This window comes from Streptomyces sp. NPDC007901, assembly GCF_042959465.1.
In the GTDB taxonomy this organism is placed as follows: Bacteria; Actinomycetota; Actinomycetes; order Streptomycetales; family Streptomycetaceae; genus Streptomyces.
In genome coordinates this window covers 146,779-167,345 of record NZ_JBIBKW010000020.1, presented here as the reverse complement: position 1 = coordinate 167,345, position 20,567 = coordinate 146,779, and the positions used below count along the sequence as shown (strand labels likewise).

Below are 20,567 nucleotides of genomic sequence, written 5' to 3'. Positions count from 1 at the left end.
GTGCCGTCAGTCATGGCTCGGCGACTTCGCCGCACGGGAAATTGCGCTGCCCCTTCCGGGAGTCATTCCGGGAACCCGCATTCGAAAGGCACCGGGTCATGCGCACCGAACTCCACCCGAACTCCGTCAGCCCCCTTGCCGCCGTTCGCAACCTGGGCATCCTCGCCCACGTCGACGCCGGAAAGACCACCGTCACCGAACGCATCCTCTTCGCCACCGGAACCATCCACAAACGCGGCGAGGTCCACGACGGCACCACCGTCACCGATTTCGACCCCCAGGAACGCGATCGCGGCATCACCATCTTCGCCGCGGCCGTCAGCTGCGCCTGGGACGGCCACCGCGTCAACCTCATCGACACCCCCGGCCATGTCGACTTCGCCGACGAGGTCGAACGCTCCCTGCGCGTCCTCGACGGCGCGATCGCCGTCTTCGACGCGGTCGCCGGCGTGGAGCCGCAGAGCGAGTCGGTGTGGCGGCAGGCCGACCGGCACGGCGTCCCCAGGATCGCCTTCGTCAACAAGCTGGACCGCGCGGGCGCCGACCTCGACCGGGCCGTCGCGTCGATCCGCGCCCGGCTGCACCCGGCCCCGCTCGTCGTCCAGCTGCCCATCGGCACCGAGGACGGCTTCACGGGCGTGGTCGACCTCGTCCACATGCGGGCGCTGGTCTGGGCGGACGACGGCGGTACGGCGACGGAGGGGCCCGTCCCCGAGGAACTGCGGGAGACGGCGGCCCGGCGGCGGCGCGCGCTGGAGGAGACGGTGGCCGAACTGCACCCGGCCGCGCTGGAGGAGTTCTGCGCGCCTCCCGGCCGGCTGTCCACCGGCACGCTGGTCACCGCCCTGCGCGAGCTCACCCTGAGCGGCGAGGGCGTCGTCGTCCTGTGCGGCTCGGCCTACCGCAACCGGGGCGTCGAACCGCTCCTGGACGCGGTCGTGGCCTATCTGCCCTCGCCGCTCGACGTCCCGGCGGTACGCGGTACCCACCAGGGTGCCGAGCGGGAACGGCCCGCCGACCCCGAAGGGCCGTTCGCGGCGCTCGCGTTCAAGGTGACCGCGACCGCCACCGGACGCCTCACCCATGTCCGCGTCTACTCCGGCACGATCGAGAAGGGAGACACCGTGATGGACCCGGCCACCCGCCGCACCGAACGCGTCGCCCGCATCCTCCGTGTCATGGCCGACCGGCACCAGCCCCTCGACCGGGCGGTGGCCGGTGACATCGTCGCCGTCGTCGGCCTGAGGTCGGCCCGGCCCGGCGCCACCCTGTGCGACCCGGACGCCCCGCTGCTCCTGGAACCGCCCGGCACCGCGGAACCGGTGGTCTCGGTCGCCGTCGAGGCCCGCCGCCGTACCGACACCGGCCGGCTGGCCCAGGCGCTGGCCCGGCTCGCCGAGGAGGACCCTTCCCTGGCGGTGCGGACCGACGCCGAGACCGGGCAGACCGTGCTGTCCGGGATGGGCGAACTGCACCTGGAGGTCGCGGTGGAGAAGATCCGCCGCGACGGAGGTACCGAGGTCACGGTCGGCCGGCCGCGCGTGGCCCACCGGGAGACCGTGGCCCGCGGGGTCACCGGCCTGGTCCACCGGCACGTCCACCAGACCGGCGGGGCCGGGCAGTTCGCCCATGTCGTCCTGGACGTCGAGCCCCTCGGGCCCGAGGGCGGCTTCGCGTTCCGGTCGACGGTCACCGGCGGCCGGGTGCCGCAGGAGTACGTCCGCGCGGTCGAGGCCGGCTGCCGGGACGCGCTCGCCGAGGGCCCCCTCGGCGGGCACCCGGTGACCGGGCTGCGGGTCACCCTCACCGACGGCTCGACGCATGTGAAGGACTCCTCCGACACGGCGTTCCGCACGGCGGGCCGGCTCGGCCTGAGGGAGGCCCTGCGGGCCTGCGCGATGGTGCTCCTGGAGCCGGTCGCCGAGGTCACGGTCACCGTGCCCGAGGACGCGGTGGGCGGCGTGCTCGGCGACCTGGCCGTCCGGCGCGGCCGGGTCACCGGCTCGGAGACCCGGGCCGGGGCGGCGGTCCTGACGGCCACGGTGCCGCTTGCCGAACTGTTCGGCTACGCGACCCGGCTCCGCAGCCGCACCCAGGGCCGCGGCACCTTCACCACCCGCCCCACCGGCTACGCACCGGCCCCGGCCCCGGCCCCGGCTGCGACGCCCGTCCGGTGAGGTGACCCCAGGTGGGGGTGACCCCAGGTGGGGGTCGGGGACAGGCTCCCGACCCCCACCGCCGCGGGCAACGACCCGTCGAAACACAACCGTTGTGGAACGGCGCCCGGCCCCTCTTCGGCCAGGTCGCGCGGCTTCGGCCCAGGTCACACAGGCGGACGCGGGCGCGCCACCGTCCCGGAACCGGCCGCTCCCCGGCCTGCCTGCGCGGATACCCGTGCCGGATCCCTTGACGAGCCAGCCTTCCGAGGATTAACTCACGTCCTAAATTAAGCCATGAGGGGCTTCGGGAGCCGAACGCGCGAAGCCCTCTCGGGGTTCTCGACTCCCGGAAAGGCACAGCTGGAGCCATGCGCAGCATCCGAGCCGCGGCCGTAGGCGCCGTCACCATGTCTCTCGCCCTCGCGGCCACGGCCTGCGGTGGCGGTTCGTCCACCGGCGGCGGGTCCGACGACTCCCCGAAGACGCTCACCTACTGGGCCTCCAACCAGGGTGCCAGCATCGAGATCGACAAGAAGGTGCTCCAGCCCGAGCTCGACAAGTTCCAGAAGCAGACCGGCATCAAGGTCAAGCTGGAGGTCGTGCCCTGGTCGGACCTGCTCAACCGGATCCTGACCGCCACCACCTCCGGCCAGGGCCCCGACGTGCTGAACATCGGCAACACCTGGAGCGCCTCGCTGCAGGCGACCGGCGCGCTGCTGCCCTGGGACGCCAAGAACTTCGACAAGATCGGCGGCAAGGACCGCTTCGTCGACTCGGCGCTCGGCTCCACCGGCGCCGAGGGCAAGGACCCGGCGGCCGTACCGCTGTACTCGATGGCGTACGCGCTCTACTACAACAAGAAGATCTTCGCCGAGGCCGGCATCTCCCAGCCCCCGGCCACCTGGGCCGAGCTGATCGCCGACGGCAAGAAGATATCCGCCAAGGGCAAGTCGGTGCTCGGCGCCGAGGGCGGCAACGTCTCGGAGAACATCCACCACACCTTCGTCTTCGCCAGGCAGAACGGCGGCGACTTCTTCACCGCCGACGGCAAGCCGGACTTCACCAACGACAAGGTCGTCGCCGGGGTCAAGCAGTACGTCGACCTGATGGCCAAGGACAAGGTCATCCCGACCGGCGACGCCGAGTACGCACAGAACCAGTCGGTCAGCGACTTCGCCAAGGGCAAGCAGGCCATGCTGCTGTGGCAGTCGGCCTCCGCCAACCTCAAGTCGCAGGGCATGAGCGACAGCGACTACGGCATCGCGCCCGTCCCGGTCCAGTCCGGCACCCCCGGCACCGGCGCCCAGGTCAACTCGATGGTGGCCGGCATCAACCTGGCCGTCTTCAAGAACACCAAGAACCTCGACGGCGCCACCAAGTTCGTGAAGTTCATGACCAGTGACGACGAGCAGAAGATCCTCAACACCGCCTACAGCTCCATCCCGCCGGTCAAGGCGGCCCAGGAGGACGCGGCCTTCAACACCCCGGCCAACTCCGTCCTGAAGAACACCCTGGCCACCAGCGCCGCGGCGCTGCCCCAGGTGGCCTCGGAGTCGCAGTTCGAGACGACCGTCGGTACGGCCGTGAAGAACCTGTTCGCCGACGCGGCCGCCGGCCGCACCATCACCACCGACTCCGTCAAGGCCGAGCTGGAGAAGGCCCAGCAGCAGATGCCGGCGGCCTGAACGCGATGACGACCACCACCACCGCTGTGCAAGAACCGGCGCGGGTGAACTCCCCCGGGGCGGCGGGCGGCTCGGGCCGCCGCCCCGGGCGGATCCGCCGCATCGGACTGCCCTACCTGCTGCTCCTGCCCGCCCTGCTCCTCGAACTCCTCGTCCATCTCGTCCCGATGGTCATCGGCGTCGTGATGAGCTTCAAGGAGCTCACCCAGTTCTACATCCGGGACTGGACCACCGCCCCCTGGGCCGGCTTCGGCAACTACAAGATGTCGGTCGACTTCGACGCCCCGGTCGGCAAGGCCCTGCTGCACTCCTTCTTCGTCACCGTCGGCTTCACCCTCCTGTCGGTCGGCCTGTGCTGGCTGATCGGCACCGCCGCCGCGGTGTTCATGCAGGACACCTTCAAGGGCCGGGGCCTGCTGCGGGCCCTGTTCCTGGTGCCGTACGCGCTGCCGGTCTACGCGGCCGTCATCACCTGGGTGTTCATGTTCCAGCACGACAACGGCCTGGTGAACCACGTCCTGCACGACCAGCTGCACCTCACCGACCAGCCGTCCTTCTGGCTGATCGGCGACAACAGCTTCTGGGCGCTGCTCATCGTGTCGGTGTGGAAGGGCTGGCCGTTCGCCTTCCTGATCGTGATGGCCGGACTCCAGAACATCCCGCGCGAGCTGTACGAGGCGGCCGCCCTGGACGGCGCCGGCCTGTGGCAGCAGATCCGCCGGATCACCCTGCCGTCGCTGCGCCCGGTCAACCAGGTGCTGATCCTGGTCCTGTTCCTGTGGACGTTCAACGACTTCAACACACCGTACGTGCTGTTCGGCAAGTCCGCCCCGGAGGCCGCCGACCTCATCTCGGTCCACATCTACCAGGCCTCCTTCGTCACCTGGAACTTCGGCACCGGTTCGGCCATGTCCGTGCTCCTGCTGCTCTTCCTGCTGGTGGTGACCGGCGTGTACCTGGTGTTCACCTCGCGCGGACGGAGGACCTCGGATGTCTAGCTCGCCCATGGCCCCGCCGCGCTCCTTCCTCTGGTCCCGGCGGATCTTCCTCACGCTGCTCACCGGGTTCGTGCTGATCCCTGTGTACGTGATGATCTCCAGCTCCCTGAAGCCCCTCGCGGACGTCACCGGCAAGTTCCGCTGGCTGCCGAGCGGGCTGACCATCCGCCCGTACATCGACATCTGGTCGACGGTCCCGCTGGCCAAGTACTTCGTGAACTCGCTGATCGTGTCGATCGCGGCGACCCTCTGCTCGGTCGTGGTCGCGGTGTTCGCCGCCTACGCGGTCAGCCGCTACGAGTTCCGCGGCAAGCGCGTCTTCACCGTCACCGTGCTGTCCACGCAGATGTTCCCGGGCATCCTCTTCCTGCTCCCGCTGTTCCTCCTGTATGTCAACATCGGCAACGCCACCGGCATCGCCCTGTTCGGCTCGCGGGGCGGCCTGATCCTCACCTACCTGACGTTCTCGCTGCCGTTCTCGATCTGGATGCTGATCGGGTACTTCGACTCGGTCCCGCGGGACCTGGACGAGGCCGCGCTGGTGGACGGCTGCGGACCGCTCGGCGCGCTCTTCCGGATCGTGGTCCCGGCCGCGATCCCCGGCATCGTCGCGGTCGCCGTCTACGCCTTCATGACGGCCTGGGGCGAGGTCCTCTTCGCCTCCGTCATGACCAACGACACCACCCGCACCCTCGCCGTCGGTCTCCAGGGCTACTCCACGCTCAACGACGTGTACTGGAACCAGATCATGGCCGCCTCGCTCGTGGTGAGCGTCCCCGTCGTGGCCGGCTTCCTGCTGCTCCAGCGCTATCTCGTCGCCGGGCTGACCGCCGGCGCCGTCAAGTGAACCCTCCCGGTTCCGAAAGGACTTACGTGACCATCGACCTCGCCGCCCTCCCACACGACTTCCTGTGGGGCACGGCAACCGCGGCGTACCAGATCGAGGGGGCCGTCGCCGAGGACGGCCGCGCACCCTCCATCTGGGACACCTTCTCGCACACCCCGGGGAAGATCGCGGGCGACGACAACGGCGACGTCGCCTGCGACCACTACCACCGCTGGCGCGAGGACATCGGTCTGATGCGGCAACTCGGCGCCAACGCCTACCGGTTGTCGGTCGCCTGGCCGCGGGTGCGGCCCGGTGGCGACGGACCGGTCAACGCCAAGGGCCTGGACTTCTACGACGGGTTGATCGACGCCCTGCTGGACGCCGGCATCACCCCGTCGGTCACCCTGTACCACTGGGACCTGCCGCAGGCGCTCCAGGACCGGGGCGGCTGGCCCGAGCGGGCGACCGCCGAGCGCTTCGCCGCGTACGCCTCCGTCGTCGCCGACCGTCTCGGCGACCGCGTCCACCACTGGACCACCCTCAACGAGCCTTCCTGCTCGGCCTGGATCGGCCACCTGGAGGGCACGATGGCCCCCGGCTGGACCGACCTCACGGCCGCCGTCCGCGCCTCGTACCACCTGCTCCTCGGGCACGGTCTGGCCGCCCAGGCGATCCGCGCCGCCGCGCCCCGCGCCCAGGTCGGCATCGTCAACAACCTCTCCACCGTCTTCGCCGCGACAGACCGCCCGCAGGACGTGGCCGCCGCCCGCCGCCACGACGGACACGTCAATCGCTGGTGGCTGGACCCGGTGCACGGCCGCGGCTTCCCGGCCGACATGGTCGAGACGTACGGCGTCGAACTCCCCGAGCGCCCGGGCGACCTGGAGACCATCGCCACCCCGCTGGACTGGCTCGGCCTGAACTACTACTTCCCGGCGTACATCGAGGACGACCCGAACGGCCCGGCGCCCTACGCCCGTTCGGTCCACCGCCCCGGCGTCCCGCGCACCGGCATGGACTGGGAGATCGACGCGAGCGGCATCGAGACGCTGCTGCTGCGCCTCACGGACGAGTACGGGGCCCGCAAGCTGTACGTCACCGAGAACGGCTCCGCCTACCCGGACGTGGTCCGTCCCGACGGTACGGTCGACGACCCCGAGCGCCAGGAGTACCTGGCCGGCCACCTCGCCGCCTGCGCCTCGGCGGCCCGCAAGGGCGCCCCGCTGGCCGGCTACTTCGCCTGGTCGCTGCTGGACAACTTCGAGTGGGCGTACGGCTACGACAAGCGCTTCGGCCTCGTCCACGTCGACTACGACACCCAGGTCCGCACGATCAAGGGCAGTGGCCGCCGGTACGCGGACATCATCCGCGACCACCGGGGACAGGCCCGCAAGGCGGCCTGACGCCCACCGGGCCGGGCGTACGTCCGGCCCGGTGCGAGCGCCCCGGCACTTCGGGAAGGTCGGCAACGAGTGTCGGCGGGGCCCGCCATGATGAGCGCATGCAAAAGCTCGAAGCGCATGAGATGCCCCTGCACAAGGTCTTCAGCAGCGACTACGACTTCCGCATACCGGACTACCAGCGCCCGTACGCCTGGCAGGAGGAGCAGGCCGTCCAACTGCTGACGGACTTGGCGGAGGCGCTGGAGCGGGGGACCGACGAGCCGTACTTCCTGGGTTCGCTGGTCCTGGTCAAAACGAGCGGAGAACCGAGGTCCGACGTCATCGACGGTCAGCAGCGTCTCACCACGCTGACCATCCTGCTCTCGGTCCTCCGGGACCTGACGACCACTCCCGAGTTGTGTGATGCCCTGCACAAGCTGGTCAACCAGCCCGGCGACCCGATCCTCGGGCTCATGCCCAAGCCAAGACTCAGACCCCGCCCACGTGACGCCGAGTTCTTCCGTAAACACGTCCAGACCAGCGGAGCCATCGAGACGCTCCTCGGCATCGACAGGAACACGCTGCCGACGGACGCGCAGAAAGCGGTGCGGGACAACGCGCTCGCCCTGTACCGAGAACTGGCCCGCTGGTCGGAGGAACGCCGTCTCGGTCTGGTCCGCATGCTCGGCGAACGGACCTTCTTGGTCGTGGTCGCCACCCCCGACCTGGAGAGTGCGCACCGGATCTTCAGCGTGATGAATTCCAGGGGGCTGGACCTGTCGCCCACCGACATCTTCAAGTCGCAGATCATCGGGGCCCTGGAAGACGCGCAGGAGTCGGAGGACTGCGCACGCAGGTGGGAGGATGCCGAAGAGACCCTGGGCCGGGACGACTTCGCGGATCTGTTCCTTCACCTGCGCATGATCTACGAGAAGAAGCGCGCGGAACGGGAACTGCTCAAGGAGTTTCCCACGCAGGTTCTCAACCAGTACCTGCCCGGCAAGGCCGAGGTCTTCGTCAACGACGTGGTCGTACCGTACGCCGAGGCATACGCCCAGATCCGCGACGCGCGGTACGAGGCGTCATTCGGCTCGGAGAAGGTCAACGCCTGGTTCAAGCGCCTCCAGCAGACCGACAACAACGACTGGCGGCCCGCCGCACTGTGGGCCCTGCGCAACCACGAACACGACCCGGTCTGGCTCGACCGCTTCCTCAAGGCCCTGGAGCGCCTGTCCGCGAGCATGTTCATCCGGCGCGTCTACACCACGCCACGCGTGACACGCTATGCCGAGCTCCTCCGCCAACTCGACCAGGGCCAGGGCCTGGACTCTCCCGCGTTCGAGTTGACCGAAACCGAGAAGTCGCAGACGCGCTCCCGACTCGAGGGCGAGCTGTACCTCGTCGCCAAGACCCGCAAGTTCGTCCTGCTCCGTGTGGACGAACTGCTCTCGGAGGCCCATGGCGTGAAGTACGACCTGCCGCTCATCACCGTCGAGCACGTACTGCCGCAGAATCCGAGTGCCGACTCCCGGTGGGTGGATCTGTTCGACAGGGCACAGCGAGAGCACTGGACCCACCGGCTCGGCAACCTGGTTCTGCTCAACCGGGCGAAGAACTCCGCCGCCCAGAACTACGACTTCGCCGCCAAGAAGGCCAGGTACTTCACGGGCCGCGGCGGCTCCGTTCCGTTCGCCCTGACCAGTCAGGTACTTCAGCACGACGACTGGACGCCGGAAGCACTCGCGGCGCAGCAGCGGAGACTTGTCGACCTGCTGGCCACGGAATGGGCTCTGTGACCGCCCTGGAGGCGCGTCCGTCGGGACCGACAGGGATCCAGGTACGCGGTGCGTACGCTGCGTCAGCGTACGAGGGCAATCCGTAGACGGTACGTGGATCTTTCCGTCACTCTGGGTGAGTTGATCGCGGGGAGCGGAGCGCGCACGTACCTGGAGGTGGCCGCGTATGACGAACGGCGTGGACGAGAGCGACGGCGACGATCCGACGGGCTGTGAGGTGGAGCGGGAGCCGGACCCCTCCGACAGCCTGCGGACCTTCGGGGCCGTCGTCCAGGCGCTGCGGGAGCATGCCGGGTACGGCAGGGCCGACTTCGGCGAACCGGTGCGGTTCTCCAAACACACGGTCGCGTCGGTGGAGTTGGGGAGGCGGATGCCGGACCGGGCGTTCGTGGAGCGGGCCGAGGAGGCGCTGGGGAACACCGGGCGTCAAGGAAGGCGGCCCAGTTTCTGACGCGCGGGGAGAGAGGGCTGGCGGTCTGGTTCCGGCAGTGGGCCCGGCTGGAGCGGATCGCGGTGATCCTGTGTACGTACGAGTGCAGGCTGGTGCCGGGGCTGTTGCAGTCGGACCGATACGCGCGGGCCGTGTTCGACGGCACCATCCCGGTGGTCACGGACGAGGGGCTGGAGAACCTGCTCGACGTACGGATGAAGCGGCAGCGCGTGTTGTACGAGCGGCCGACGGTGCCGTTCAGCTTCATCGTCGAGGAGCATGTGTTCCGGCGGCGGTTCGGGGACGCGGAGCAGATGCGCGAGATGTACGACCATGTGCTGGAGCGGGCCGCCCTGTGCAACGTGACGCTTCAGATCGTGCCGTTGGAGGCGGGGCCGCACGCGTGTCTGGACGGGCCGGTCCGGCTTCTGGAGACGCCGGAGGGGCGGCGGTTCGCGTACTCGGAAGGGCAGCAGAACGGGCGGCTGATCAGTGACGTGAAAGAGGTGAGCCTGCTCCAGCAGCGCTATGACACACTGCGCTCGCAGGCCCTCAACCCCAAAGGATCGCAGGGCTTGTTGGAGCGACTGCGAGGAGAACTATGAGCACGACGGAACTCGCCTGGTTCAAGTCGAGCTACAGCGGAAGCCAGGGGGACGACTGCATCGAGGTCGCTGTCACCGAACAGGCCGTCCGCATACGGGACTCCAAGGACGTGTCCCGCCCGCACTTCGCATCAGGGCGGCGACCCCCGACGACCTCGGCGGCGCCCGCGCCGTCATGCTCGACACCGTCTACCGGGACTTCGGTACCGGGTACGTGCCGCGCTGGCACGGGGACATAGTCGACCCCGGCGCGGCCTATCTCGCCTCCCGCCGGCACGCCCTGCTGGTCGCCGTCGACGCGGGTGGGCGGGTCGTCGGGACCGGGGCGCTCGACTCGCGGGGGCCCGCGCATCCGCCCAATCCCCGGGAGCTGGCCCAGCGGTATCCCTCGGGGGAGACCGCCCAGGTGCGGCGGCTGTATGTGCGGCCGGAGTGCCGTCGGCGGGGGATGGCCCGGCAACTGGTGGCCCGGCTGGTCGACTTCGCCGTCGCGGACGGCGGGTACCGGGCCGTGTATCTGCACACCGACCCCGCCGTGCCCGGCGCCGAGGCGTTCTGGCGGTCGCTCGGGAAGGGCGTGCTCGACGAGCGCGAGGAACCGGGCGCAGGGCAGGGGGTCGTGCACTTCGAGCTTCCGCTGGGGCGGGCGGCGACCCGGGCTTGATGATACGCACCGCACGGTCGCCCTCGGCCTCGGCGGTCAGGCTGACGCCGGTCAGGGCGGCCGGGGCGGGCTCGGCCGCGCGGTGCTGCCCCGGCCGACGTCCGGGCCCGTGTCCGCACAGCGGTCTGCTACGGCCGCACGGGAAATCCCCAGCCGTGAGTGAACGGGGCGTCCACACCTCGCGTACCACCCGACCGTGGGAGGATCGCTCACCATGAGTGCGTCACCGGCGGTACGGAGCCTGCGTGCCGCGGTGTTCGCCGCGGTGTGCGTGCTCCTGGCTGCCGCCGGCCACGGCCTGGCGATGGGCGACCTGCCGCCGCTCTGGGCCGACGCGGCCGGGTTCCTGGCCGTGTTCGCCGCGGGGCGGGCCCTCGCGGGACGGGAGCGCGGACTCCCGGAGATCGGCGCGGGCATGCTCCTGACCCAGGCCGGCCTGCACTTCGGCTTCGACGCGGCCCGCCCGGCCGCCCCCGCGCACAGCATGGCGATGGCCGGTATGCACGATGACGCCATGGCCGGCATGGCGCAGCAGCCGCACCTCCTCACCGCGCACGCCACCGCCGCCCATGTCGCCGCCGCGCTCGTCGCCTCCTGGTGGCTGCGGTGCGGCGAGGCCGCGCTCTGGTCGCTGCTGCGCCGCGCGGTCGCGCTCGTGCCGGGCCTGGCGGCCTGGTGGCACGACGCCCCGCTGCCCGCCCCGGCCGACCACCGTCTCCCCGCCCTCGCCCACCCGGTCCGGCCCCGGCTGCTGGCGCTGCGGCACGCCGTGAGCCGACGTGGCCCCCCGATCCCGTATACGGCCTAACAGCAGTAACAGCCTCTAACACACTTCAGCCGTACGGAGATCCGTTCACCCATGTCCACAACCCGCCTTGTCCTGCGCCGCGCCGCCACCGTCACCGCGCTGACCGCCACGTCGGTCCTCGTCGCCGCCGGAGTCGCCGCCGCGCATGTCACCGTCCACCCCGAGAGCTACGCCAAGGGCGCCACCGACGGCGTGCTGACCTTCCGCGTGCCCAACGAGGAGGACACCGCCACCACCACCAAGGTCGAGGTCTACCTGCCCACCGACCACCCGGTCCTGGGCGTGCTCGTCAGCCCGCGGGACGGCTGGACCGCCAAGGTCACCACCAGCAAGCTCAAGACGCCCGTGAAGACCGACGACGGCACCATCACCGACGCCGTCTCCGAGATCACCTGGACCGGCGGCAAGATCGGCGCCGGCCAGTTCGAGGACTTCGACGTCGCCTTCGGCCAGCTGCCCGAGGACACCGACGAACTCGCCTTCAAGACCCTGCAGACGTACTCCGACGGCAAGGTCGTCCGCTGGATCGAGGAGGCCCAGAGCGGTGACGAGGAACCGGAGAACCCGGCGCCGACGCTCAAGCTGACGGCGGCGGGGGACGAGGCCGCCGCGTCCACGGCACCGGCGGCCAAGAGCAGCGCCAAGCCGGCCACCGCGTCCGCCGACTCCAGCGACTCCACCGCCCGGGGCCTCGGCATCGCGGGCCTGATCGTCGGCGCCCTGGGCCTGGCGGCGGCCGCGTTCACCTTCGTACGGACGCGGAGCGCACGGTCGTAGCCCAACCCCTGTAGGCGCATGCCTGTAGGCAAACGACATGGGCAAACGAGAAGGGGCCCGGACCATCCCCCGGTCCGGGCCCCTTCTCGTGCTGTCCTCGGCTACCGGACCGCGAGTTCCAGCAGCTCCCGCTCCAGCGCCGCCACGGACGCGTCGACCTCCTCGGCCTCCTCGGCCGTCACCGTGATCTCGGCCGCCGCCTCCCGCACCGCGACCCGCCCGTTGCGCCACAGCCACACCACGTCCCGCCCGAAGGACCACAGCAGCGAGCCCAGCGCCAGGAGCACCACGCCCAGGTTGGCCGCGTAGGGCAGCAGGTCCGCGCCCGCCAGCAGCAGGCAGATGCCCTGCATCGCGGCGACCGTCTTGCGGGCCATGGAGTGCGGCAGCGGGGCGTTCAACCAGGGCGCGACCCTGGCCGCTGCCACGAACGCGTAGCGCATGCCGCCGATCAGGAGCACCCACGGCCCGAGTTGCGTCGACACGTACACGCTGAGCACCAGGATCAGGAACGCGTCGACCTCCATGTCGAAGCGGGCGCCCAGCGCGGTCGACGTACCGGTCTTGCGGGCCACCTTGCCGTCGACGCCGTCGAGGATGAGGGCGACCGCGGTGAGACCCACCAGCAGGGTGACCGGCGGGGAGCTCTCGAAGGAGTCGGCGACCAGCGCGGTCACCCCGCCGACCAGGATCGCGCGGCCCAGGGTCACCCGGTTGGCGGGGCCGAAGGAGCGCGGCCGGGTGCGGTGCAGGGCCCGGGAGAGTACCGCCCAGGTGGCTATCGCGAACGCGAGACCCGTCAACCAGCCGGCCGGCCCCATGCCGATCGCCGAGCCGAGCAACGCCAGCAACAGGATCTGTACTCCCGCTCCCACAGCGGTCTCCTGCTGGACCAGCCTGGCTTCGTAAGTGTTGTTCAGGGCCACCGCACGTCCTCCGGCCGAGTGACAGAGTCGATCAACGCCGCGTACTGTGCGCGGCCTGTGCACTTCTCGCTGTGCACATCTCCGTACGTGAACCACTTCCCGATCGTTCAGGAGGATGCCGATGAACTCCTCGGCCCGCGCGTTCTGGCTCCGCTCCCCGGGCCACGGAGAGCTGCGTGACGTCACCCTCACGGGGCCCGGCGAGGGCGAGGTGCTGGTGCGTTCGCTGTACTCGGGAGTCAGCCGGGGCACCGAGACACTGGTGTTCCGGGGCGGGGTGCCGGAGAGCCAACACGCCGTGATGCGGGCGCCGTTCCAGGAGGGCGAGTTCCCCGGGCCGGTGAAGTACGGCTACCTCAACGTCGGCGTCGTGGAGCAGGGCCCCGATGGGCTGATCGGCCGTACGGTCTTCTGCCTGTACCCGCATCAGACGCGTTACGTCGTTCCGGTGAGCGCGGTGACGGTGGTACCGGAGCAGGTACCCCCGGCGCGCGCGGTACTCGCGGGCACCGTGGAGACCGCCGTGAACGCCCTCTGGGACGCCGCGCCCCTCGTCGGCGACCGGATCGCGGTGATCGGCGGCGGCATGGTCGGCTGCTCGGTCGCCGCCCTGCTGGCCCGCTTCCCCGGCGTACGGCTCCAGCTGGTCGACGCCGACCCCGCCCGGGCCAGGACCGCCGAGGCCCTCGGCGTGGACTTCGCGGCCCCCGAGGACGCCCTGGACGGCTGTGACCTGGTCGTGCACGCCAGCGCCACCGAACAGGGCCTCACCCGCGCGCTGGAACTCCTCGCGCCGGAGGGCACGGTCCTCGAACTCAGCTGGTACGGCGACCGGCGGATCGCCCTCCCGCTCGGCGAGGCGTTCCACTCCCGGCGGCTCACCGTACGCAGCAGCCAGGTCGGCACCGTCTCCCCGCGCCGGTCCGGCCGCAGCTACGCCGACCGGCTCGCCCTCTCCCTGGACCTGCTGGCCGACCCGGCGCTGGACGCCCTCATCACGGGCGAGAGCGCCTTCGAGGAGCTCCCGGAGCTGCTCCCGAAGCTCGCCTCCGGGGAGATCCCGGCCCTCTGCCACCGGGTGCGCTACGGGGACAACCGCTGACGGAACGTCCGATTGGCCCGCCAAGCGCGCCTGACCTGAGAAAAGAGTGAGAGTGGACTGAACACGGGGAAGCCAAGAGCCGTATTAAGGGCATCCCCCGGCAGGGATCAGCCGGGGGACCAGACGCGCCGCACCTGGAGGGTCGTCCGTTGTTCAGCATCACCGTCCGCGATCACATCATGATCGCCCACAGTTTCCGCGGCGAGGTGTTCGGACCCGCGCAGCGACTGCACGGCGCCACGTTCCTGGTGGACGCCACCTTCCGCCGCGAGCAGCTGGACGACGACAACATCGTCGTCGACATCGGTCTTGCCACCCAGGAACTCGGGGCCGTGGTCAGCGAGCTGAACTACAGAAACCTCGACAACGAGCCGGACTTCGCCGGGATCAACACCTCCACGGAGTTCCTCGCGAAGGTCATCGCGGACCGGCTCGCCGAGCGGATCGAGAAGGGCGCCCTGGGCGAGGGCGCCAGGGGCCTCGCCGGACTGACCGTGACGCTCCACGAGTCGCACGTCGCCTGGGCGAGTTACGAGCGTGCCCTGTGACCGACATGGCCGTCGGCCGCGCCCCGGCCCTCACCTACGTGCCCGCGCCGCGCGCGGCCACCGCCGACATCCAAGCCCCGGCGAACCTCGGGATCCTGCCCATGTCCCTGCGCACCGTGCACTTCGTCATGCCGGGCGGCGTCGACGACCCGGCCCAGCCGAGCGGCGGCAACGCCTACGACCGGCGGGTCTGCCTGGACCTGCCCGGCTTCGGCTGGCAGGTCACCCGGCACGTGGCGGACGGATCCTGGCCGCGCCCCGAGCAGGCCGCCCGGGACGGCCTCGCCCGCACCCTGCGGGAACTGCCCGACGGTGCGGCCGTCCTGCTTGACGGCCTGGTCGCCTGCGGCGTCCCGGAGATCGTCGTCCCCGAGGCGGAACGGCTGCGGCTCGCCGTCCTCGTCCACCTGCCGCTCGGCGACGAGACCGGCCTGGACCGGGCCGTCGCCGCCGACCTGGACGCCCGTGAGCGCGCGGTGCTGCGCGCCGTCCCGGCCGTGATCGCGACCAGCGACTGGGCGGTACGACGGCTGGTCTCGCACCACGGCCTGGCACCCGAACGGGTGCATGTCGCCGCCCCGGGCGCGGACATCGCCCCGCTGGCCGGCGGCACCGACGGGGTCTCGCACCTGGTGTGCGTCGCCGCCGTCACCCCGCGCAAGGGCCAGCACCGGCTGGTCGAGGCCCTCGCCGCGGTCCGCGACCTGCCGTGGACCTGCACCTGCGTCGGCGGGCTCGGCCAGGACCCCGAGTACGTCGCCCACCTGCGGTCGCTGATCGCCGAGCACGGGCTGACCGACCGGCTGCACCTCGCCGGCCCCCGCTCCGGCGCCGCGCTCGACGCCAGCTACGCGGCCGCCGACCTGATGGTCCTCACCTCCTACGCCGAGACCTACGGCATGGCGGTCACCGAGGCCCTCGCCCGGGGCATCCCGGTGCTCGCCACCGACGTCGGCGGACTGCCCGAGGCGGTCGGCCGCGCCCCCGACGGCGGGGTGCCCGGCATCCTGGTCCCGCCGGAGGACCCCGCCGCGCTCGCCGCCGAACTGCGCGGCTGGTTCGGCGAGGCGGACGTACGCCGCCGTCTCAAGGCCGCCGCGCGCGGCCGGCGGGCGGCGCTCGACGGCTGGGCGGCCACCGCCCGCAGCCTGGCCGGAGTCCTGCTGCGACTCCCCGACGAACCCAGGAGGGCGGCATGACCAGCGAGACCACGACCACTACTCCGGTCGGCGCGATCCCCGCGCAGCCGGGGCCGAGGGATGTTACGGATGCAGGAGTGGGACGAGAGAGCGAACAGGTGTCTTCCGAGGTGATCGCCGGGGCCGGTCCCGTCGTGCGTCCGGGCGAGCGGGCCACCGTACGGCTGCGCGAGGCCGGGCCCGAGGAGCCGCCGCGGTACGCGCCCGAGTGGCTGGAGCTGCGGGAGAGCGCGGACGCGGTCGCCCGGGCGCACGACCTGCTGGACCCGCTGCGGATCCGGCTGGCCAACCTGCCCGGCAAGGCGGGCGGTGTCGTCGTGCACGACCTGGGCTGTGGAACGGGCTCGATGGGCCGCTGGCTGGCGCCCCGGCTCGACGGCGCCCAGCACTGGATCCTGCACGACCGCGACCCCTACCTGCTGCACTTCGCCGCCGTCGCCTCGCCCCGGGCCGCCGCCGACGGCAGCCGGGTCACGGTGGAGACCCGGCGCGGTGACGTCGCCCGGCTCACCCCCGACGCGCTCATAGGCGCCTCGCTGGTGACCGCCTCCGCTCTCCTCGACGTCCTCACCCGGGAGGAGGTCGACGTACTCGCCGAGGCCTGTGCCGGGGCCGGCTGCCCCGCGCTGCTGACCCTGTCGGTGGCCGGGCGGGTCGACCTCACCCCGTCCCACCCGCTGGACGCCGAGATCACCGAGGCGTTCAACGCCCACCAGCGGCGCGGCGGAATGCTCGGCCCGGACGCGGTCACGGCCGCCTGCGAGGCGTTCGCCGACCGGGGCGCCACCGTGAAGGTGCACCCCAGCCCCTGGCGGCTCGGCCCCGACGAGAAGGCGCTCACCGAGCAGTGGCTGCGCGGCTGGGTCGGCGCCGCCGTCGAGCAGCGCCCCGAACTGGCCGAGCGCGCCGAGGCCTACCTGGCCGAGCGGCTCGCCGCCAACGCGGCCGGTGAACTGCGGGTCCTCCTGCACCACAGCGACCTGCTGGCGCTGGCCCGGCCGACCGGAGGCACCTCGTGAGCACCCCCACCCTGGTCCGGGAGAGCGCGCCTGTCGCCCCGGTGAGCGTGGGCCGGCGCCTCACCTTCCGTGCCGTCCGACCCCACCTGGGCACGGTCGCCGGCGCCGCCATCATCGGCGTGCTGCTGTGGCGGCTCGGCACCGGCGTCTTCCTCGACGGACTGCGCCGGATCGACACGCCGACGCTGCTGATCGGCCTGGTGATCGGCGCGGTCACCACCGTACTGAGCGCCTGGCGCTGGCAGTTGGTGGCCCGCAGCCTCGGTCTTCGGCTGCCGCTCGGGCCCGCCGTCGGCGACTACTACCGGGCGCTGTTCCTCAACGCGGCCCTGCCCGGCGGGGTGCTCGGCGATGTGCACCGGGCGGTGCGGCACGGGCAGAGCGAGGGCGACATCGGGCGCGGGGTCCGCGCGGTCGTCCTCGAACGGACCGCCGGGCAGATCGCGTTGACGGTGTTCGGGGCGGGCGCGCTGCTGATCCTGCCCTCGCCGGTCCGCGCCGACGTGCGCAGCTTCGCCCCGCTGGCGGCGGCCGGGGTCGCGGGCGCGATCGCGATCGTGGTCGCCCTCCGGATGAACAAGGCCCCGGGCAGGCGCGGCGGCGCCCTGCGCTCGACGCTCGCCGAGGCCCGCCGGGCGCTGCTGTCCCGGCAGAACGGTCCGGGCGTCGCGCTGTCCTCGGTGGTCGTCCTCGCCGGGCACGTCGGGATGTTCGTGGTGTCCGCGCGGGTCGCCGGTTCCGCCGCCTCGGTGGCGGCGGTGACGCCGATCGCGGTGCTGGCGCTGGTCGCCATGGGCGTGCCGCTGAACGTCGGCGGCTGGGGGCCTCGGGAGGGCGTCACCGCCTGGGCGTTCGCCGCGGCGGGCCTCGGCGCCAACACCGGGCTCGCCACCGCCGTCGTCTACGGCGTGCTCAGCTTCGTGGCGGCGCTGCCCGGTCTGGTGGTCCTGGTCGTCCGCTGGTACGCCGGGCTGCGCTACTCCCGCCCGGCGGTGAGCAGTTCGAAAACCGCCCCGAAGGAATCCGCCAGGCTCGCCAGCAGTTCCTTCCCCTTTTCCGCCGACCCCAGGGAAGGACGGCCGATCACGCCCGAGTCGGTATAGGCGGACATTCCCAGGGTGAGGAGATGACGACGGTCGTCAGCGGTGAAATCGACGGACTCGTAACCAGGGCGGACCATTTCGGGATGAGCGTGCAGCAGAATGGAGGTCTCGATTTCCCCGGCATGCATGTCGGTGAGCGCCGAGGTCTCCACCCCGGCCTTTTCCAGCGCCGTCGCCCAGTCCTCCGCGGCCGGGTACAGCGCCATCCGCTCGCCCCGCGCGGACGCCTCCTGCACGACGTTGCCCAGCACGTAGTTGCCGCCGTGGCCGTTGACCACGACCAGTGCCTCGACGCCGGAGCGGCGCAGCGAGGCGGCGATGTCGTTCACCACCGCGTGCAGGGTCACCGCGGAGATGCTGACGGTCCCCGGCCAGGCGGCGTGCTCGTGCGAGCAGGAGACCGTCACCGGAGGAAGGAGGTGCACCGGGAACGTGGCGGCGATCTCCCGGGCGACGGCACAGGCGACGAGGGTGTCGGTGGCCAGCGGAAGGTACGGGCCGTGCTGTTCGAAGCTCCCCACGGGAAGGACGGCGACCTGTGTTGAAACGCCCGCCCCCCTGGTCCGTACCTCTTCCGTAGTGTCCGCCGGCAACAGACCGTATGCCGCCGTACGCGCGCCCGAACCACTCATCTTTCACGGCCTTTCGTCTCTGCTTAGGAATCAGATCATGACAGAAAACATCGGCGTACTCGGCAAGAAGTCCCCACGGCGTTCGGGCGTGGAACGCGTCGTGAATGCACCGCTGCCCACCGTCTACGGGAAATTCCAGGCGATCGGCTACCTGGACCACGACCGCGGTGACGAGCAAGTCGCCCTGGTCTACGGGGACATCGACAGCGACCGAGTGCTGACCCGGCTGCACTCGGAATGCCTGACCGGGGACGCGTTCGGCTCCCAGCACTGCGAGTGCGGCGACCAGCTGGCCGCGGCGCTGCGCGCGGTCGTCGCCGAAGGCAGCGGCATCGTCGTCTACTTGCGGGGGCACGAGGGCCGCGGCATCGGTCTGCTGGCCAAGCTGCGCGCGATGGCCCTGCAGGCGGAGGGCCTGGACACCGTCGAGGCCAACCTCGCGCTCGGCCTGCCCGTCGACGCCCGCGACTACGGTGTCGCCGCCGGCATCCTGAGCGACCTCGGGGTGCGTTCGGTACGCCTGATGTCCAACAACCCGCGCAAGCGCGAGTCCCTGGAACGGCACGGCGTCGAGGTAGCCGAAACGGTCCCGCTGCTGATCGAGCCGTGCGAGAACAACATCACGTACCTGCGCACCAAGCGGGAGCGCCTGGACCATGTGCTGCCCCACCTGGACGCGGTCGCGCACTGGTCCTGAGGTACCCGGTGGCCTCCCGGGGAAGGATCGGGGGAGACCGACAGGAGGTACACGCGTGAATCTTCGGGCCCAGGCAGTGATCGTCGGCGGCGGGGTGATGGGCACCAGCATCGCCTACCACCTCGCGAGCGCGGGCGTCCGTGACGTCGTCCTCGTCGAACGCGACGAGCTGGCCGCCGGATCCACCTCGAAGGCCGCGGGCGGAGTGCGCGCCCAGTTCTCCGACGAGCTCAACGTCCAGCTGGGCGCGCGCAGCTTAGAGGCCTTCGCCCGCTTCGGGGAGGAGATCGGGTACGACATCGGGCTGCGCCGGGTCGGCTACCTCTTCCTCCTCTCCACCCCCGAGGAGGTCGCCTCCTTCGAGGCGAGCGTCCGGCTCCAGAACCACCTCGGCGTGCCCAGCCGGATGCTCACCCCGAAGGAGGCGGCCCGGCTCTCCCCGCTGATCAGCACGGACGGGCTGCTGGCCGCCGCGTACTCCCCGGACGACGGCCACTGCACTCCCGAGTCCGTCGTGCACGGCTACGCGGCCGCGGCCCGTGCCCACGGCGCCCGCGTGCTGCGCCACACCGAGGTCACCGGCATCGAACGGGACGGCAACTATGTCACCGCCGTCCACACCACCCTCGGCCGGATCGCCACCGACACGGTGGTCTGCGCGGCCGGGCCCTGGTCGAGGGCGGTCGGCGCGATGGCCGGCGTCGACTTACCGGTGCAGCCCCTGCGCCGCCAGATCGCGGTCACCGAACCGGTCCCGGGACTGCCGCCGACGCTCCCGATGACGATCGACTTCAGCACCAGCCTGTACTTCCACGCCGAGGGCCCCGGACTGCTGCTCGGCATGTCCGACCCCGACGAGCGGCCGGGCTTCGCCACCGACGCCCACGACCGCTGGATCCCGCGCCTGTACGAGACGATGCGGCGGCGCGCCCCGGCCCTGCTCGACCTGCGCCGCACCGGCGGCTGGGCGGGCCTGTACGAGAACACCCCGGACCACAACGCCCTGATCGGCGAGGCCCCTTCGGTCTCCCGGTTCCTGTACGCCACCGGGTTCTCCGGTCACGGCTTCCTCCAGGGCCCGGCGGTCGGCGAGGTGATCCGCGACCTGTATCTGGGCCGGGCACCCTTCCTGGACGTCCGCCCGCTCAGCGCCGACCGGTTCGCGGCCGACGCCCCCCGCCCGGAGGCCAACCTGGTCTGACCCGGGC

Annotated in this window: 18 protein-coding genes and 2 pseudogenes; 18 read left to right on the top strand and 2 right to left on the bottom strand. The window is 71.4% G+C overall.

Annotated features, from left to right (window positions below; genetic code table 11):
- The first annotated feature begins 98 nt into the window (after positions 1–98).
- From fusA to ACFZDK_RS43320, 11 genes and pseudogenes are all read left to right on the top strand, one after another.
- Positions 99–2,177 (top strand): elongation factor G, encoded by a 2,079-nt coding sequence (gene fusA / locus ACFZDK_RS43370; protein ID WP_390981313.1) that lies wholly within the window; start codon positions 99–101, stop codon positions 2,175–2,177.
- Positions 2,178–2,527: 350 nt separating this feature from the next.
- A complete protein-coding gene (locus tag ACFZDK_RS43365; RefSeq protein ID WP_390981311.1) occupies positions 2,528–3,844 on the top strand; it encodes an extracellular solute-binding protein in 1,317 nt (438 codons plus the stop codon).
- 5 nt (positions 3,845–3,849) lie between these two features.
- Positions 3,850–4,842 carry an ABC transporter permease subunit gene (locus tag ACFZDK_RS43360; RefSeq protein WP_390981309.1) on the top strand — a complete coding sequence of 331 codons (993 nt, stop codon included), beginning with the start codon at positions 3,850–3,852 and terminating at the stop codon, positions 4,840–4,842.
- Between the two features lie 7 nt (positions 4,843–4,849).
- Entirely contained in the window at positions 4,850–5,689 is an 840-nt protein-coding gene (locus tag ACFZDK_RS43355) for an ABC transporter permease subunit (RefSeq protein WP_390981366.1), read from the top strand.
- Positions 5,690–5,715: 26 nt separating this feature from the next.
- Positions 5,716–7,074 carry a GH1 family beta-glucosidase gene (locus tag ACFZDK_RS43350; RefSeq protein ID WP_390981307.1) on the top strand — a complete coding sequence of 453 codons (1,359 nt, stop codon included), beginning with the start codon at positions 5,716–5,718 and terminating at the stop codon, positions 7,072–7,074.
- Positions 7,075–7,172: 98 nt separating this feature from the next.
- Entirely contained in the window at positions 7,173–8,849 is a 1,677-nt protein-coding gene (locus tag ACFZDK_RS43345; protein ID WP_390981305.1) for a DUF262 domain-containing protein, read from the top strand.
- 166 nt (positions 8,850–9,015) lie between these two features.
- Positions 9,016–9,884 (top strand): annotated as a pseudogene (locus ACFZDK_RS43340) (Scr1 family TA system antitoxin-like transcriptional regulator).
- Positions 9,881–10,123, top strand: coding sequence for a DUF397 domain-containing protein (locus ACFZDK_RS43335; protein WP_390981303.1), 243 nt, complete (start codon positions 9,881–9,883; stop codon positions 10,121–10,123). The pseudogene ACFZDK_RS43340 and the gene ACFZDK_RS43335 overlap by 4 nt, the downstream one beginning before the upstream one ends.
- Positions 10,060–10,548, top strand: coding sequence for a GNAT family N-acetyltransferase (locus tag ACFZDK_RS43330; RefSeq protein WP_390981301.1), 489 nt, complete (start codon positions 10,060–10,062; stop codon positions 10,546–10,548). The genes ACFZDK_RS43335 and ACFZDK_RS43330 overlap by 64 nt, the downstream gene beginning before the upstream one ends.
- 214 nt (positions 10,549–10,762) lie before the next feature.
- Entirely contained in the window at positions 10,763–11,356 is a 594-nt protein-coding gene (locus ACFZDK_RS43325; RefSeq protein WP_390981299.1) for a hypothetical protein, read from the top strand.
- A 51-nt stretch (positions 11,357–11,407) separates the two neighbouring features.
- Complete coding sequence (locus tag ACFZDK_RS43320; RefSeq protein WP_390981297.1) at positions 11,408–12,133, top strand: DUF1775 domain-containing protein; 726 nt, start codon at positions 11,408–11,410, stop codon at positions 12,131–12,133.
- A 101-nt stretch (positions 12,134–12,234) separates the two neighbouring features.
- Here the strand turns inward: ACFZDK_RS43320 and ACFZDK_RS43315 are convergent, their stop codons facing one another.
- The gene (locus ACFZDK_RS43315; protein WP_390981295.1) at positions 12,235–13,059 is read right to left on the bottom strand and encodes a CDP-alcohol phosphatidyltransferase family protein; all 825 of its coding nucleotides are present in this window, start codon (positions 13,057–13,059) and stop codon (positions 12,235–12,237) included.
- Between the two features lie 121 nt (positions 13,060–13,180).
- Between ACFZDK_RS43315 and ACFZDK_RS43310 the strand changes: the two genes are divergently transcribed.
- The 5 genes and pseudogenes from ACFZDK_RS43310 to ACFZDK_RS43290 all read left to right on the top strand — a co-directional run.
- On the top strand, positions 13,181–14,161 hold the full coding sequence (locus tag ACFZDK_RS43310; RefSeq protein ID WP_390981293.1) for a zinc-binding alcohol dehydrogenase: 981 nt from the start codon (positions 13,181–13,183) through the stop codon (positions 14,159–14,161).
- Positions 14,162–14,310: 149 nt separating this feature from the next.
- Positions 14,311–14,709, top strand: coding sequence for a 6-carboxytetrahydropterin synthase (locus ACFZDK_RS43305; protein ID WP_093497951.1), 399 nt, complete (start codon positions 14,311–14,313; stop codon positions 14,707–14,709).
- Positions 14,710–14,714: 5 nt separating this feature from the next.
- Positions 14,715–15,908, top strand: a complete 1,194-nt coding sequence (locus ACFZDK_RS43300; protein ID WP_390981363.1) for a glycosyltransferase — start codon at positions 14,715–14,717, stop codon at positions 15,906–15,908.
- Positions 15,905–16,927 carry a trans-aconitate methyltransferase gene (locus ACFZDK_RS43295; RefSeq protein WP_390981291.1) on the top strand — a complete coding sequence of 341 codons (1,023 nt, stop codon included), beginning with the start codon at positions 15,905–15,907 and terminating at the stop codon, positions 16,925–16,927. The genes ACFZDK_RS43300 and ACFZDK_RS43295 overlap by 4 nt, the downstream gene beginning before the upstream one ends.
- A pseudogene (locus ACFZDK_RS43290) lies at positions 16,924–17,805 on the top strand (YbhN family protein); the annotation flags it as partial. The gene ACFZDK_RS43295 and the pseudogene ACFZDK_RS43290, both read left to right, overlap by 4 nt.
- Before the next feature lie 98 nt (positions 17,806–17,903).
- On the opposite strand, the gene ACFZDK_RS43285 reads toward ACFZDK_RS43290, so the two are convergent.
- Positions 17,904–18,662 carry a creatininase family protein gene (locus ACFZDK_RS43285; protein ID WP_390981289.1) on the bottom strand — a complete coding sequence of 253 codons (759 nt, stop codon included), beginning with the start codon at positions 18,660–18,662 and terminating at the stop codon, positions 17,904–17,906.
- A gap of 37 nt (positions 18,663–18,699) precedes the next feature.
- Here ACFZDK_RS43285 and ribA point away from each other — a divergent pair, with 37 nt between their 5' ends.
- Both ribA and ACFZDK_RS43275 read left to right on the top strand, forming a co-directional pair.
- Complete coding sequence (ribA, locus tag ACFZDK_RS43280; protein ID WP_390981287.1) at positions 18,700–19,359, top strand: GTP cyclohydrolase II; 660 nt, start codon at positions 18,700–18,702, stop codon at positions 19,357–19,359.
- Positions 19,360–19,414: 55 nt separating this feature from the next.
- Positions 19,415–20,560, top strand: coding sequence for an FAD-dependent oxidoreductase (locus ACFZDK_RS43275; RefSeq protein WP_390981284.1), 1,146 nt, complete (start codon positions 19,415–19,417; stop codon positions 20,558–20,560).
- Positions 20,561–20,567 lie beyond the last annotated feature (7 nt).

Bases quoted from the DNA above. Each gene is read 5' to 3' on its own strand.
- fusA (WP_390981313.1), top strand. From the start codon at position 99: ATGCGCACCGAACTCCACCCGAACTCCGTCAGCCCCCTTGCCGCCGTT.
- ACFZDK_RS43365 (WP_390981311.1), top strand. From the start codon at position 2,528: ATGCGCAGCATCCGAGCCGCGGCCGTAGGCGCCGTCACCATGTCTCTC.
- ACFZDK_RS43360 (WP_390981309.1), top strand. From the start codon at position 3,850: ATGACGACCACCACCACCGCTGTGCAAGAACCGGCGCGGGTGAACTCC.
- ACFZDK_RS43355 (WP_390981366.1), top strand. From the start codon at position 4,850: ATGGCCCCGCCGCGCTCCTTCCTCTGGTCCCGGCGGATCTTCCTCACG.
- ACFZDK_RS43345 (WP_390981305.1), top strand. From the start codon at position 7,173: ATGCAAAAGCTCGAAGCGCATGAGATGCCCCTGCACAAGGTCTTCAGC.
- ACFZDK_RS43335 (WP_390981303.1), top strand. From the start codon at position 9,881: ATGAGCACGACGGAACTCGCCTGGTTCAAGTCGAGCTACAGCGGAAGC.
- ACFZDK_RS43330 (WP_390981301.1), top strand. From the start codon at position 10,060: ATGCTCGACACCGTCTACCGGGACTTCGGTACCGGGTACGTGCCGCGC.
- ACFZDK_RS43325 (WP_390981299.1), top strand. From the start codon at position 10,763: ATGAGTGCGTCACCGGCGGTACGGAGCCTGCGTGCCGCGGTGTTCGCC.
- ACFZDK_RS43320 (WP_390981297.1), top strand. From the start codon at position 11,408: ATGTCCACAACCCGCCTTGTCCTGCGCCGCGCCGCCACCGTCACCGCG.
- ACFZDK_RS43310 (WP_390981293.1), top strand. From the start codon at position 13,181: ATGAACTCCTCGGCCCGCGCGTTCTGGCTCCGCTCCCCGGGCCACGGA.
- ACFZDK_RS43300 (WP_390981363.1), top strand. From the start codon at position 14,715: ATGGCCGTCGGCCGCGCCCCGGCCCTCACCTACGTGCCCGCGCCGCGC.
- ACFZDK_RS43295 (WP_390981291.1), top strand. From the start codon at position 15,905: ATGACCAGCGAGACCACGACCACTACTCCGGTCGGCGCGATCCCCGCG.
- ACFZDK_RS43285 (WP_390981289.1), bottom strand. From the start codon at position 18,662: ATGAGTGGTTCGGGCGCGCGTACGGCGGCATACGGTCTGTTGCCGGCG.
- ribA (WP_390981287.1), top strand. From the start codon at position 18,700: ATGACAGAAAACATCGGCGTACTCGGCAAGAAGTCCCCACGGCGTTCG.